The following is a 15,394-nucleotide window of genomic DNA, read 5'->3' as shown; positions in this document are numbered from 1 at the left end:
TGGACAAGAATTAGTTTTTTAGATCGTAGTTATCACGCACTATAATTGCATCATTTTTTTCCTTAGTACGCTGCAGTGCCAAGACGTTCGAAGAAGAATTGAAAGCTTTTAGAAATAGTACTTTCTCCTGCATGTCGAGGTATATTTTATCAATAGCCTCCAATCTTTCATCGTCTGACATTCTTAGTTTGTCAGCTGTAACTATTGTCGTGAGCTCATCAAGATTTCTGAGGCTCTGTTTTGACAGATTGGAATATATTTTTTCAAAATAGTTAATTTCCTGAGCTGTAAAACTTCCGCTTTTATTAAAACGGTTAACAGCCTTTTTACTTTCCTTTATAAGTAGCAGCTGGTAGTTTACAATATCTCCGACTCTTTTGTAATTCTTAACCACCGGACTAACCTCCATCAGCGCATCAAGAAAAGTTTTATGAAGAGAAAAATTCCCCTGGGACAAATCTTTAACCGTTTTATAACCACCGTTTAAAATTTCATAGCCTTTTTTCATATCACTCAAAATCTTCTTAAACTGAGAAAGTTTTTCGATATTTAAAATGAGCTGCTGAATTTCCTGAGACTGTGCCTGTGTTTTAAAAGAGGTACATAAAAATAGAGTCAATACAAAAATTAATGCGAACTTTTTCATGGCTAATTACTTTATAAGCCAAGTAAAACCTGACTCTGTTTAACATCATTTTTCTCTTTAGCTTTTGACAATGACAACACTTTTATTTCTCGGCTAAAATTTTCACAGAAACAATAATCGTCTGTCATCGTTTTATGCAAGGCATCAATGCGTTCTATTCTCTGATCATCTGTCATTTCAAGTTTGATATCAGTTGTAATAACTAAGAGCTGATCCAACGTTTCATTGCAATTATCAATCAGCTTTTCAAAAGTTCTTTCTATATAATCGAGTTCATCCCCATGAAACAAATCATTATGTCCCAGAAGTTCAAAGGCTTTTTTATGAATTTTTATAATTTTAATCTGCAGGGAAATAATCTCGGCGACTTTGACATAATTTTTCACTTTTGGATTCACTTTCTTCAGAGAAGTAAAATAATTACCATGAAGATTGACCTCACCCTTCTTTACATCGCTAATAAAATTCAGTCCATTTTTCACAACAGTATATCCCTTTTTAGCATAGCCAATATAAGTCTGCAGTGCAGCTATCTGCAATAGCAGCATCTTTCTCTGCTTGGCTTGAGCTTGCAGTTCCTGGGAACACACTCCTATAATACAGAGTACTAACAGTATCTTTTTCATTTTTTTTATATTGTTTACGGAATTCCGTAAAATTGTTTGACTTTGTTTACATCGTTTGCCGTTTTGGCTCTCTGCAGGCTCAGAAGAATATTCTGCTGGTTAAAAAGCGTCAGATCATCGTAATTGTCATCTATCTGGTCAGCAGCATTGTTTATGATTTCAAGCCTTTTCAAATCGCTCATCTGGGTTGTAAAAGATTCAAGGATGGAGAAAATCTGATCAATGTTTTTCATACTCTCCTCCAAAATTCCAGTGTAAACTTTTTCCATGTATTCCAGTTCAGCATCATTAAAATGGCTGTCCTGCTTAAACAAATTCCAAGCTCTTTCGTACTCCTCTATCAATTTTTTCTGCTTATTGGTAATCTCTTTTATTCGCTGATAATAGCTTATAATGGATTTCACTTTCTGTAGTTCATCGTAATAACCTTTATAGAGATCTCGCTGTTTTTTTGTCCAATCTGAAATCTCATCAAGCTTTAATTTTGACAACACATTTTCAACCTGTTTTTGCGCATTTTGAAGCCAGATTGTTTTATTCTGGAGTCTTTGAATTCCAAGATCAATAGCTTTAATTACTTTTTTGGTAACCGCTTTTACAATTTCTAATATTGGAATAGCAACAGTAGTAGCTTCAGCTGGTTTGACAGGTGTGCTTACGAGTAAAAAGCAAATCACACAGGTCAGTAATTTCATTTTCGTTTTCATTTTTCCTTTTCATTTAAGTTCCATTTCTAATATCAAATGCCAGAGCAGCAATACCTTTCTTTATATCACCGTCATACTTTTTGGCGTATGTGTTCACTTTTACTTTCTCACTTTCTTCTGTAGTATATGCCAGATACTCCTCAAGCGAAACTTCCGTTCGATACACTTTGGATAGCATCCCTCCTAATGATATAAATACTTCCTTATACTTTTTATCTGGATCATTCGACTTATTTACCGATAGTACCAAAGCTTTTTCCTTTTCTGTAAGTCCCAGCAGTTCCTGAATCTGATTAAATTTATTTTGATATTTGCTTTGATCAAGCAGGATCTTACAGTCGCTGTTATTGATTATAGCTTGTTTTACAACTGGTGACGAGATAATATCTTCAACTTCCTGGGTTACCACAATTGCCTCTCCAAAGAACTTCCTCACGGTCTTGAACAAATACTTGATATATTCGGCCATTCCTTCTCTGGCTATAGCTTTCCAGGCCTCTTCTATTAATATCATTTTGCGGATACCTTTAAGCTTTCTCATTTTGCTGATAAAAACTTCCATGATGATGATCGTCACAACAGGGAAAAGTATTGGGTGATCCTTGATGTTATCTAGTTCAAAAACAATAAAACGTTCTTTTAAAAGTTCCAGATTTTCCGTAGCATTCAGCAGGTAATCAAACTCTCCATTCTTATAATATGGTCGAAGTACATAGAGAAAATTATTAACATCAAAATCTTTATCCTTGACCTTATCACTTTCCAATATGGGAACAAAGTCATCCTTTAAAAATTCGTAAAATGTATTGAAACAAGGAAAAATATCTTTATTTATTTCGAGTTTCTCGTAGTATAACTGCAATGAATTTGAAAGCGCCACATATTCGCTTCTATTAAAAGTTTCATCGTCTTTTTTCCAAAGTGCTAAAAGCAATGTTTTAATACTTTCTTTTTTCTCAGTATCCAGACTGTCACCTTCACTGATGTAAAAAGGATTAAACCTGATGGGATTCTTTTCATCATAGGTAAAATAGTATCCTCCAACCATATCACATAGCCCTTTATAACTGTGCCCCACATCTACAAGTACAATATGTGTCCCTTGCTCATAATAGCTTCTTACCATATGATTAGTAAAAAAGGACTTTCCGCTTCCAGATGGTCCCAGTATGAATTTATTACGATTGGTACAAATTCCCATCTTCACAGGCTCATCGCTGATATCTACATGAACAGGTTTTCCTGTCAGCCTATCCCCTAGTCTAATTCCCATGGGGCTTAGTGAGGATCTGTAACCTGTTTCCATATTTAAAAAACATACTGCCTGTTCTGTGAACGTATCAAAAGTGTCATTCATTGGAAAATCTGCTGCATTCCCCGGCATCCCTGCCCAATATATTTGAGGTGCTCCAACAGTTTCCTGCTTAGCAGCAGTATCCATCTGAGCCAACGCCGATGAAACTTTGTTCTTGATATCCTTTAATTCCTCAAGGTCTGAAGTCCAAGCCAATACATTAAAATGCGCTTTAACCGGAAGTCTCTGCTGAGAAATGGCCTCATTTAAAAAATCGTTTGTAGCATCTCTGGCTATTAGATTCTCCCTACTGTAAGCAGATAATGATTGTAAGCGCAGTCTTTTACTTTCCAGTTTCTGAATAATCTTCTGCGCGTCTTCAATAAAGATATACTGGTTATATATATGATTGCAGGATAATAATTGTCCTAGCGTCGAAGCAAATCCTACACTGAATTTTGTTTTATCGGTGGAATATCTATCGTAGTTTATCCTTGACCCGCAAAGGGCAGGAAGATCAGCCGCATCCCCCAAAGTAAACAATTGGCAGTGCTTGTCTCCTACCTCCAGTCCTTCACTGAATTTAATATCCTTGTAGACAAATGAATTTTCATTTTCAGATAAAAAACAATATTTCTCCACAAGTCCAATACTTCTACTTTGGCTTTTAAGCTTATCGTTTGGTAAGCGGGTAAGTTTTACAAAACCGCTGTCTTCCATAATTCTCTTAAACTGGCCTGTACTGTCAATGAAATCCTGCAGCAACTGAGTTTTTACTGTTTCTTCAGGAGCTATTGAACTCCTAATCAAATTTGAAAACAAAGAACTCGAGTTTTTTCTTCCTGCAGGTTTTTTAGTAATCATGATATAACAGGAATGATCTAAAAATGGTCTTTCATTAAAAAATCGCTCACTGCTTCTAGTTAGAAAACTGCTATCATCGCTTGTAAAATTCGCTTTATACTGGCTCTCCAAAAACCAGTCCTGTTTATGGAATACACAAAACTTAGGAAGTATTTTAATCGCTTTTATCCAACTCTGGTGGAATGCCTCATATTCCTGATCCGATAAAGTAAAAATCTCCGGAAGTTCTGCTTTAAAAACTACTGTTACATCTCCCTGTTTGGACAAGATACAGTCATGCTGAACGTCCATAATTGGCAAAACATTATCTATCACTTTCTCCATCACTACTTAATTTTACCGTTAACGTCCTGTAAGTAACCATCACTTAGTAAAAATTCTTCTACTGTAAACTTTTACGTTCTTTGGAATCTGCTTTTTGGCTATGGCTTTCATCATACCATACTCTCCATACTGACGGCTCATTTTGTAAATTTTGACAACCATTACGGTTCCTGCGACACCGATAAATGCAACACAGATTAAAGAAGGAATTCCAATAAAAAATAGGATTGCAAAGAGAATCATAAGCCCGACAACACCGCCTCCCAAATACCAGATATACTGAGCCTTCAAACCCTTAAATTCTATGGATTGATTAATTCCTTTGTTAATTTGATATACACTGTTGCTCATCTCAAAGGTTTGTCGTATTAAACACCAAAGAAAGATTTGATAACAGTAGCCACCACAACTAAGAATACACAGCTCCCAAACCAGGCAGCAGCGACTTTTCCAGTATCAGGATCACCGGCATTCCATTTCTGGTAAACCTTAACTGCTCCTATAAGTCCGAGCAAAGCGCCAACAGCGTACATAAGTTCTGTACCTGCATCGAAGTAACTCCTCACTTTTTGATTGGCTTCGTTTATTCCGGCAACACCATCCTGGGCATACCCTTTGAAGTGCATAAATAGCAATAACATTACTGCTATAATTGATATTATTTTTTCTTTCGAAAAATACTTTAGATCCTCTTTACATTTTCTCATCACACATCATTTAAAGTTTCGATTATTTTTAATAATAAGCGGAGGAATACCGCTGCCGCAGCTCTATTTCCTTGTCACATTAAGCCATACCGCACCAGAGAGAACAGGGATTATTCCTCCACTATATCTTTATGTTTAAATAGCATCATCCCACAAACAATCTGTTTGCGGATAGGTCAAAAGAAAGTTTGGGTATTTTTCGGATTCCGAAACAATAAGTTTATTTATACTTTCCCGTAAAGCTGAAATTTTTACAAATGGATATTCGGAAAGCAATAATCTAAGATAATTTTCGAACTCTTCTTTAGATAAATTTCGCTCGATACTTTCAGTAATAGCTTTTATAAGCCTGTCCGACAATTCCTTCGTATCGTCCAGAGTGTCGAATGATTCTGAATAGGATGAAGATATTACTCCATTTAAATTGTTTTCTCCTGAGGAATTGGAAATAAATTGCTTTCCCTTTTTATTTCTAAAGTGTGGAAATTTAATTTTTTGTTCTCCAGAAATAACCCGTTTGAATTCAAAAAAATAAAATTTAAGTCCAACAAACAGATACCAGATCAATAACAGTACACTAACGGCAATTATATAATTGCTCCATGAGATATTCGTAAACATAGCCTTTTCATTTAATCATTCAACATCCTTTTCATTCCTATGTATAAATCTTTATCAATTTTGATATGATTTATTCTACAGACCAAAGGAACAAATAGAATAAACTTTCTACAAGTACAACTTTTGTTGTACCCCTGTTGTACCCTTAATTTCTTCAGTAAAATCAATAAAAAAGCCTCTAAAAAGAGGCTAATTATATTGTAAATAAATGAGATTTTAAGTTTAATCAATAAGGCAACTAGATTTTAATATATTTTTAAATTCATAAGCTCTACATCTGACTTGTCAATAATCTGCCAGCCTTCATCCGTAAAATAAAAGTATTCTTTTCGTTTACTTTTATTATCTAGATTTTTCCACAATGGTCCAAAGTCATTTTTATCGCGTACTATGGTATACTCTACTATGGTTATCTCTTTATTTGAAGTATTGGATAGAATCCTGGTAATTTCGCCAAATCTCTCGTCTGCGATTTTTACCCTTTGAATATTGTATTTTTTGTCTTCCTCTGGAGTTTCCAATAGATAAGGCTTAGCTGAATCAGTAAAATGAATCAGAGGGTTACCAATGTCCTTGAACTTTTGCGTTCGATCCACAGTCACTAGTCCTTTTTCTTCCAGTCCTTCGTCAATTGCTCTTCGCGCGTGTACCGGATCGCCACAGAAAACATCATAATACACAATTTTAGGATACTTATATTTTTGGATTATAAGATCTTCCGCTGTCTTGTTATCTAAGCCCTTACTATTACATCCTGTCAAAATAAAGGTTAATGCCAATAAAATTTTAACTGCTTTTTTCATGTTCTTACATTTAGTTATTAATACTCTTTTATATGTTTTATAATACGTTCCAATGTTTTAATCGCAATTTCTTTATCCCTTTCTTCTGCCACATACGATTTGCTGCGCATAGCGTTATATGACAAATCTTTTTTTTGTGAAGTCGAAAGATGGGGAACAATTGTTTTAAAAACATGGCTCATCGATTTTGCCTTCAAAATTCTAGACTCATCTCCTGCCCTTAATATAAGTGCCATTTGATCTGTTGATAAAATACATTCAATCTTGTTCTCTTTATTCATTTGGAAACCACTGATTGTCCCCTCACATTCTAAAGACAACTCTATTTTTCTTTCTAAGTAAGCAATCTCATGTTTAAACCAATTCTCCAATACATATTTTATATTTTGCTGACTCGGATCAAACGTTACCTTCTCATTCGATAACAACTGACTAAACTCCTTATAATAAAAGAGAAGCTTATTCATCTTATCTTTCAAATCATCCTGAGAATTAAGTTCAATGGAAATTTGATCAATCAAATGATTTATGTATTTAAGACAGTTAAAATTTTGTCCTATTAATACTTCATGCAAACCAGAATAAAAATTTGGACTTCCACTTGTCTCTACAAATATTTCTAAGCTTTTCAAAAGCTCTTTTTGATAAAAAATCTGTCTATAAGTAATTTTATGTCCCGTGTTGGATTGGATTGTTTTGGAAAAAACATCAATTATAATTTCCATCACTTGATGATTTGAACTGTCCCCTATTTTTCTTTTTTTGAGCCTCTCTAATTTTAAAAACAGTTCTTTTCTGGAAACTATCAAGTAAGTTACAGGGACTCTTTCATCAAGACTTAAGTAATTTGAATATCGATTTTCAACAAATGAAAGAAGTTCGTCTAAACTGCTTATTATTAAATCCACAATCTTTAAAACTGCACTGGATTTTAGCATCTCATGTTGTTGATTTTCTATTATATTGTCTAGTAGGAATATTAATGTTGAATGATATTTGCGCACTAAAAGACGAATCTGCCTCTTCTTATGCAAAGAAAAAACCTCTTTTTTAAGTTGAATTTGAACCTTCTGCGATTCTTTTAAAACATTTTCAGATATTAGATATAAGTCATTCTTTGACAGCATTTTGACATTAGTCTTCTTTGGATTAAAAGTAAACAATATTAGAGAGTCTAACCATTCTAAGGGATATATACTAATCATCATACTGTTGTTTTAATTTACATTTAGTGTAACGAAAACTAATGGCTCTTGAACCTCACGATAGTATTCGAACGATATTCAGATGGCGAAAAGGAAGTATGTTTTTTGAAAAATTTACTAAAGGTATACGCATCACTAAATTCCAATTCTTCAGCAATCATAGTAATTGTCAAATGCAAATCTTCAAGAAGATTCTTGGCTTCAATAATGATAGCATCTGCAATTATCCTTTTCACGGTTTTTCCTGTTGTTTGTTTCACTATCTTGCTTAAATATCCAGAAGTAACAAATAAAGATCCCGCATAAAACTTCACGCTGTGGTGTTTAATACAATGAATTGTAACAATGGTGAGAAATTCAATTGTAAGGCTTTCTTTTCTAGTTAGATTCAGTATTAGATTAGTGTTGTATCTTATATATATCTGTTTAAGTTCATATAGAAATAAATTAAAACTGATACGTTGCAAATCCTGATCAAAAACATTTTTTTCTACATCTTTGATGACTAAATAAATAAGTTTGTAAATGAGGGTCAACACTAAAAAATCCTTTTCTTCTAGTTGAATTTTCATTGAAGATTTTGCAATCAAAAAATAAAAAGATTCCACTAATTCTTTCTTTAAAGAGTTTTTAAAAACAAAATCGGATGTGAATGAAATTAAAAACAATTGCATTTTATCATGAACTTCCAATATTGTACAATAAGAGTTTTTAGGAATTATCATTAAATCTCTTGCCGTTAACTCCTGTGCAATTTCTTTAAGCTGAATTTTAAACTTGCCTGATTTTATAAGCAGGATTGAAAAATTACTGACAACGAAGGATTCATCAGCACTTGTTTTAATCACATATTTTTTAATGATGTGAATATCCAAACCTTCTACAGGCAAGTCTTTTAGTTCAATATTTATTAAATCTTTGATCATGTTTCGAATAGTTCAAAAAAATATCTGATAAATAGTGGAAATGATGCTGATATCTTACTCTTAAAACATAGTATAACAGCCATCTAAATGAAAAGAAAAAATATTATAAATGAGCCTGTATTTTCTGGGATTGCAGTTATAATACTGGTGAAAAATTCATCATAATTAGATGATTTTATGATGAAACAAAGACTCATATAAATACAATCTGTCTTACTTCAAAAAATGGGTCTTTATTTCATCACAAAAGACTGTGCTAAATAATTGCATTGAGTAATGCAATGAGAGAAATAAGAGGTGTTTGATTGTAATTGAAAAACGGTCGTGGTACTCTATTGCCAACTGATGTTTCCCAGTCTTTATCTTTGCGTTTTGATTCTCTTTCTAGTGCGTAGGTTGAAATTGATGAAATAATCAGAATATTTTCTTTTTCTTGGCTACTCAACTCGGTATTTGCTAGAACCTGCGTTTCATAAGAAATGATATAATTATAAATTTGCTCATATTCTTCTTCTTGAAGATCTATTAAATTTTCAAAAAAAACTACAACTTCTGCCTTCGCTTGTGTACTTAAAGAGGAATTTTCCATTATTTCCAATAATTTATTTGTTGGATCATTCATAATTAAAGAAACCTCCTCAGGGGTGATGTTCAAGTTATTATTTGAAGTTGCATATTCTTCAGAAATAAATTGAATTTGAATTGCCAACTCTTCGATTGTATTTGGATCTTCATTATTTTGTAAATAAGTAAGAAGGGCTTCATCATATTTTTTTCCTTCTGCATCAAATGGGTTTAATTGATTGCCTGATAAAATTGATGATTTTTTCGATGTACTGGTAATCTTAGCTGAATTATCAGATAACTCAATTTCTGATTCCGTTGAACATGAAACTAACACACAAAAGAAAACGCTGCATAATGATAATTTTTTCATGATTAAGATTGTTTGAATGTGAATGAGAATTAATTCTCAGTCCTTTTCACCCGGGTCAGCAGAACTTTTATTTAGCACGATGCCAAATTTTTTGCTTTTGAATTCAAAGCAAATCTAGGAGCATGATTTTTTATACACAACACATCACTTGTGAGTTTTAGAAAATAAATGTGTGGATTTTAGTAAAATCCACACATGATTTTACACTCAAAAATCACTCATTTTCAATTGTTTATATTAAATTTGAGATTCTTTTTTTGATATCGGTCTTTTATTGTAAAAGTATATAAGAAAGCAGATGGTATCCCCTAACCTATAATCTACTATTATGACCAAAAGACTTTCTTTACTAATTTATCTTTTTCTTGCATACAATCTTTATAGCCAGAAAACAGCAGTTGCAATTCCTGATACAATACAAAATAAAGATTATGACTATCTTTTTGAACGTATCGAGGATTCACAAAACAATTCCAAAATCCAGTCTCTATACTTAAAATCTTTTCTTTATAAAGCTAAATCCGAAGAGAATACTGAAGAGATTATAAACGGATATAAAAACTATCTTCATTACTCCAAAGACAATTTAAAGCTGGTCTACGCAGATAGTATGATTTATACAGCGAAACAAACGGGTGATAATGCTTTAATCGGTTCTGCCTATTTAACCAAAGGGATTGCTTACTATGGCATGAAACAACATAAATCTGCTCTGGACAATTACTTAATTGCAAATAAATTCATTTCACAAACCCGCAATGAATATTTAGTTCATAAAGTGAAATATAATATTGCTCATATTAAATACTATTTAGGCTTCTATAATGAGGCTATTTCCTTGTTTAAAGAATGTATGGGCTATTTCAAGGATAATAATCCAAGACCATATTTAAACTCAATCCATTCACTTGGACTTTGTTATAATAGAATTGGAAATTATGGATTGTGTACAGAAATGAACAAAAAAGGGCTCGCAGAAGGAAAAAGGTTGTCCAATAATGAAATGGACATTTATTTTACTCACTTGGAAGGTATTAATCAATATTTCAAGGGCAACTATCAAACTTCAATTGAGAAAATTAAGTCTGTTATAAGCGCTCTTAGGGAGGCAAAGGATTTTGCCAATGAATCTGTAGGATATTTTTATATAGGTAAAAGTTACTGGAAGCTTGATAAGTTTGAAATGGCATTACCCTATTTTAAGAAAGTCGACAAAATTTTTGTTGACAAAAAATACATTCGTCCTGATCTAATCGAAAATTATCAGTTATTAATTGATTACTACAAATCAAAAAAAGACCTTAACAAACAGCTTTATTATATAAAAAGAATGCTTACAGCAGATAGCATTCTTGATAATCGATATCAATATTTAACCGGTAGAATCTACAATGATTATGACAGTCAGAAAATATTGAAGGAAATGAAAAATGTTCAATATTCACTTGAATTAAGGAAATATAATGACTTAATTTTTGCTTCTATTGTTGCCGGATTATTAATTGCTTTATCATTCATTGTATACTGTTATAGAAGAAATAAGATTAAATACAGACAAAACTTTATGGAGTTAATGAAAAAAAATGAAGAAACGAAAGTAGTAGATAACAAAACTCCCACTAACAGCATCGAAGACATCAGCCAGGATACTATCTCGTCGCTTCTTTTAAAACTGGAGAAATTTGAAAAGGAGAAAAAGTTTTTGGAAAAAAATGTAACTCTGGCAAAACTTGCGGTTTCCTTTAATACCAATATTAATTATTTATATAAAATAGTATATCATTTCCGTGGAAAAAAATTTACCGATTATGTAAATGATCTAAAAATAGATTACATTATTAACCTTATGAAACAAGACAAAATGTTTCGCAATTATACCAATAAGGCCCTTGCAGAGGAAATAGGTTTTAGCACCACACAGCGCTTTGCGAACGCTTTCTATGCTAGGACCGGCATAAGTACCGCTTATTTTATTAAAGAAATAAAGAAAGCAGATGAGGTAAATAAAAAATAAGAAGACGTAATGTATTATTTACGAAAATCTTTACTATGGGATACAATTGTATTAGTAAAATAACCTAGTTCTTTTTTATTTCCATTACTTCCCGTATAAAATCTTCATCGATCTCAGGGATATAGAGAGAACAAATATCAAAACAGCTATCGCCGTCAGAATTGCTCCCAATAGAGATTCCAATAATTTTCTTTGCTGTTGGGTTTTCATATCTGGCAACAGTACATCTTAATTCTAATTCTCCTTGCTTTTCTTTCCAATTTTTATCCGTTAATGGCATAAATACATAAGCATGCTCTGCATCATTAATAGGTTTGAGAATTCGAGCTTTTACCTTTCTTTTTATCGCATTATTTAAAATAAACCCAAGTTCAATTCTGTTTATTCGTGGTTCTAAATTAATTGTCCTAATAGCTTCTTCTATTTCCTCTCTCTTTTCGTTAGAGGTAGAATCTGTAATATGATAGCTGTGAATATGATGTATCATATTATCCCAGATATAGCTTCCTCTAACATCATCCTGCCACTTAGAATATTCATTACTATTAATGTAGTCATTCCAAAGATTTTCTCCATAAATTACCGCATTCGAAGTAATATCATCCTCTAAGCCCGTCTGAATATAATATGCTAAAAAATCAATCTCATTGGGTATTAATATGGTTTTATTGCCAACAAATTCTCTCTTTGCAGTCAAGTAATTGGTAAAATCTACAATTGCATCTAATTCAGTTAGGATCGTTGAAGTTGATATCTCATCAAATACATGAACATAGCCTTTATCAAATTCACCGGTTGGCAAAGGAAAGGTTGCTGGACTTCCAAAAGCAATGGCAATTCTATGTATGATTCTATTTTTTTTATCCGGTAGTTTTACATTTGTTTTTTTATTTTTGAGTAATACTTCGTCTACTGTACTAAGATATCTCTCTGCTCCATGAATTTGGTCAATAGAATCATGTATGGCTTTTTTTACCCATCTATCATATTGAACTAGTTCATTGTTATTTTCAGAAACCCTAATATCCTTAACAGAAATTATAATTATGATATTTCCACAAACAACTAGTACATCACAAAGTTCCTTGCCTTTTTTTCCAATTGGATTAGGAAAACTCCAGAAAGGTAAAAAAGATTGTTCACATAATTCAGCTACATATTTTTCAGACGGTGTCATTAATTATTCGTGGTTATATTTAAAATTATCGCTTAAGTTTCAGTAATCTATAAAATTTTGAAACTAGTATGTGTGACTAAGTGAAAATGGTAATTAAAAAGATGTTTCTACTAAAAACCTCGTAGACTGAAATGTATTCTATTAACCGTTTTTATATTTTGTTTCCTGAAATTTTCCCCGCTAAGAAATCTACTATCTTGGAATAAAATTTAAAGTCTAAAGGTAACCCATTTAAGATAGAATTAGAAAGTGAGTTCGGTATAACAAGCCAGATTGGGTTGGCACTCGAAAATGGATTTCCGCCTCCTCCCCAAAACCACCTTATTCCTAGGCAAGGTTCCTTATTCCAGTTCATAGCCACAATTACCCATCTTTCATCGATGTTCTTATACACAACTTTGTACGGACCTCCAACAGATGCTTTTGGAGAGTTTATTCCTAAAATGTTACTGTCGTTTGTTAAATCAAACTTTTCTCCTGCCATTTTTTATTTATTAAAAGATTATCTTTTTTCTATTTTTTTTGTCTACTCTATATCCAATCTTATTAACTTTTAAAAGAAGATATTTTTCCAATTTTAATAACAACTTCATACGATTTATACTCTTTAAATCTACTGAATTTGCAAATGAAATGGTAAACGTATTAACACATTTATTATATAATATTAAGTGTTTGTAACAAATCTAAAATATGACTTGCTTTTAGTCTGTTTACCAATGTATAGTTAGAATTATTTCTGATTTCATACGTTGAAGTCCAAATAGGCTCAAATCCCCTTCTATTAACTACTTCATTTACTGCCCAAACCGTTTCCCCTCTTGTTCTTGTAGCACAAAGTATCAATTCACAATTGAAATTATCTGCTAAATCAAATAGTCTTTTTTCTAAATCTGTTTTTGGGTCACCCTGCGTTTCAACCGCTATAATTTGCCCATTTATTTCTACTACTAATCTAAAATCACCTGCAGAGGGAATAATCCCTGTAATTGGAAATATGATTCTATGCGTAGGATAAGTTGCTAATAATAAAGTCGCAAATTCTCTCAACGTTTCTGATTTTCCCTTGTCTTCTGATTGCCAAACGGCTAAAATAGTTTTTGTCATTATTTTAATATAGTTATTGATACTTTTATATTCCTAATGCACTGATACTAACCTAACAGACTGCAAATTATTTTGACTACTATTTTAAACCTAATGAAATACTATAAAAACAGTAAGTTTCTAAATTGTCAATGGTTACATACCTTTTTTATTCCATTAGCATAGTACCTGTAATTGAATTATAAACAAAAAAATTAGGTGTAATCCCATCTAATTTGCCTTCTGAATTTAACCAAACATGATGAATGTTAGGAAATATATTAGGATCGATCGGATTAATAGCATTTGGATTATGAAACATTGTTACACTTTCATTCCAATCTTCTTGAACTTTCCCAGGAATAATATTATGCGTAAACTCTGTATGAGTTGAATTTGGATCTGGATTATATGCTAATCCTGAACGTACCATTATAATTTTTTCCGTAGATAATTCTAATTCCTGACCAATTCTATTGAATTTGTGTAAATCGCTATTATTTGTAAAAATGACAGCACTAATATTTTCAACATTTTCTTGAGAAAAGAAGTTGGATGGAATTTCTTTAACACCGTGTTTATGTTCTTCTACAGCTTCTACATTTTTTAACTCCAACCCTTTTTCTGTAATTTCAGTATTATGCTTAAACCCATATAAATATTCTATGATTTTTGAGTGAGGCAGAAATTTAGCAAGATAGTTGTGGAATGGACTAATCGCAAAAACTAAAGATTTTCCCTTAACCCATTGTAGCTCCCAATACTTTTTATTTAATTTTGAAAAAAGGACGCTCCCCATTCTGATAACATAATAGTCTATCAATTCATTTTGAATTTGAATATCATTTTTATCCAAAGCCTCTTCTATAAATTCTTTAGTGTAAACATCATCTTTTTTTTCATTTGAAATACTTGCTTCAACAAAAAATTCAAACCCATCCTTTACTAAATGAAAATCAGGACGGTCTACATCATTTAATATTTTAAAATCATTAGTTTTAAAAAACTTAAATAAAAATAATTCCCACATTCTAGCATCAAAACCTGACGTTTGAAATTGTTGAATAAAATTCCCATCTTTATCTTCAAATTCTGCTGCAATTTCCTCTATTAATTTCTTTGCAGGATTTAGTCCTTTAAACTCATCTAAAAGTAAAAAGTCTTCGTTTAATTTTTCTTTAGCATCTACATGCACGAATAAATTCTTCATTTTTTTAATTTATTTATAAATGCCATAAATGGCTTTATATTATTTAAAAATCAAACATAAACAATAGATTTTATTCTATTTTACGGTTTGTAATAATTGTAGATTTTAAAAGGCAAATTAAAACTTTAATAAAAAATTGAGTCAAGTATAAATACCCGTTTTTAGTTTCATTAAAACAAAAAAGATGCTAATATTGATAACTTAAATAAAATTATTGAAATTAATTAAAGTTAAATAATCGAGAATG

Annotated in this window: 16 protein-coding genes; 1 reads left to right on the top strand and 15 read right to left on the bottom strand. The window is 31.8% G+C overall.

Annotation, left to right across the window (positions count from 1 at the left end; all coding sequences use genetic code 11):
- Positions 1-10: 10 nt before the first annotated feature.
- From C8C83_RS21675 to C8C83_RS21625, 11 genes are all read right to left on the bottom strand, one after another.
- On the bottom strand, positions 11-646 hold the full coding sequence (locus C8C83_RS21675) for a TerB family tellurite resistance protein (protein WP_121330647.1): 636 nt from the start codon (positions 644-646) through the stop codon (positions 11-13).
- Between the two features lie 11 nt (positions 647-657).
- On the bottom strand, positions 658-1,272 hold the full coding sequence (locus C8C83_RS21670) for a hypothetical protein (RefSeq protein WP_121330646.1): 615 nt from the start codon (positions 1,270-1,272) through the stop codon (positions 658-660).
- A 14-nt stretch (positions 1,273-1,286) separates the two neighbouring features.
- Positions 1,287-1,979: a conjugal transfer protein TraI gene (locus tag C8C83_RS21665; RefSeq protein ID WP_121330645.1), complete on the bottom strand. Its 693-nt coding sequence runs from the start codon at positions 1,977-1,979 to the stop codon at positions 1,287-1,289.
- Positions 1,980-1,992: 13 nt separating this feature from the next.
- Positions 1,993-4,461 carry a TraG family conjugative transposon ATPase gene (locus C8C83_RS21660; protein ID WP_121330644.1) on the bottom strand — a complete coding sequence of 823 codons (2,469 nt, stop codon included), beginning with the start codon at positions 4,459-4,461 and terminating at the stop codon, positions 1,993-1,995.
- Positions 4,462-4,500: 39 nt separating this feature from the next.
- Entirely contained in the window at positions 4,501-4,812 is a 312-nt protein-coding gene (locus tag C8C83_RS21655) for a DUF4133 domain-containing protein (RefSeq protein ID WP_121330643.1), read from the bottom strand.
- Between the two features lie 17 nt (positions 4,813-4,829).
- Entirely contained in the window at positions 4,830-5,168 is a 339-nt protein-coding gene (locus C8C83_RS21650; protein WP_121330642.1) for a DUF4134 domain-containing protein, read from the bottom strand.
- Positions 5,169-5,303: 135 nt separating this feature from the next.
- Positions 5,304-5,789, bottom strand: a complete 486-nt coding sequence (locus tag C8C83_RS21645; RefSeq protein WP_121330641.1) for a hypothetical protein — start codon at positions 5,787-5,789, stop codon at positions 5,304-5,306.
- Positions 5,790-6,034: 245 nt separating this feature from the next.
- Complete coding sequence (locus C8C83_RS21640; RefSeq protein ID WP_121330640.1) at positions 6,035-6,592, bottom strand: hypothetical protein; 558 nt, start codon at positions 6,590-6,592, stop codon at positions 6,035-6,037.
- Between the two features lie 17 nt (positions 6,593-6,609).
- A complete protein-coding gene (locus C8C83_RS21635) occupies positions 6,610-7,800 on the bottom strand; it encodes a hypothetical protein (protein WP_121330639.1) in 1,191 nt (396 codons plus the stop codon).
- A gap of 35 nt (positions 7,801-7,835) precedes the next feature.
- Positions 7,836-8,723, bottom strand: a complete 888-nt coding sequence (locus tag C8C83_RS21630) for an AraC family transcriptional regulator (protein WP_121330638.1) — start codon at positions 8,721-8,723, stop codon at positions 7,836-7,838.
- Between the two features lie 256 nt (positions 8,724-8,979).
- Positions 8,980-9,660 (bottom strand): hypothetical protein, encoded by a 681-nt coding sequence (locus C8C83_RS21625; protein WP_121330637.1) that lies wholly within the window; start codon positions 9,658-9,660, stop codon positions 8,980-8,982.
- Positions 9,661-9,988: 328 nt separating this feature from the next.
- On the opposite strand from C8C83_RS21625, the gene C8C83_RS21620 reads away from it, so the two are divergent.
- Entirely contained in the window at positions 9,989-11,674 is a 1,686-nt protein-coding gene (locus tag C8C83_RS21620; protein WP_121330636.1) for an AraC family transcriptional regulator, read from the top strand.
- A gap of 64 nt (positions 11,675-11,738) precedes the next feature.
- On the opposite strand, the gene C8C83_RS27430 is transcribed toward C8C83_RS21620, so the two are convergent.
- From C8C83_RS27430 to C8C83_RS21595, 4 genes are all read right to left on the bottom strand, one after another.
- Entirely contained in the window at positions 11,739-12,851 is a 1,113-nt protein-coding gene (locus tag C8C83_RS27430; RefSeq protein ID WP_233566180.1) for a hypothetical protein, read from the bottom strand.
- 151 nt (positions 12,852-13,002) lie between these two features.
- Positions 13,003-13,335, bottom strand: a complete 333-nt coding sequence (locus C8C83_RS21605) for a hypothetical protein (protein ID WP_121330635.1) — start codon at positions 13,333-13,335, stop codon at positions 13,003-13,005.
- Between the two features lie 173 nt (positions 13,336-13,508).
- Positions 13,509-13,958 carry a hypothetical protein gene (locus C8C83_RS21600; RefSeq protein WP_121330634.1) on the bottom strand — a complete coding sequence of 150 codons (450 nt, stop codon included), beginning with the start codon at positions 13,956-13,958 and terminating at the stop codon, positions 13,509-13,511.
- A gap of 148 nt (positions 13,959-14,106) precedes the next feature.
- Positions 14,107-15,147, bottom strand: coding sequence for a hypothetical protein (locus tag C8C83_RS21595; RefSeq protein ID WP_121330633.1), 1,041 nt, complete (start codon positions 15,145-15,147; stop codon positions 14,107-14,109).
- Between the last annotated feature and the right edge of the window lie 247 nt (positions 15,148-15,394).

The organism is Flavobacterium sp. 90 (assembly GCF_004339525.1).
In the GTDB taxonomy this organism is placed as follows: domain Bacteria; phylum Bacteroidota; class Bacteroidia; order Flavobacteriales; family Flavobacteriaceae; genus Flavobacterium.
This window is presented reverse-complemented; position numbering and strand designations above follow the sequence as displayed.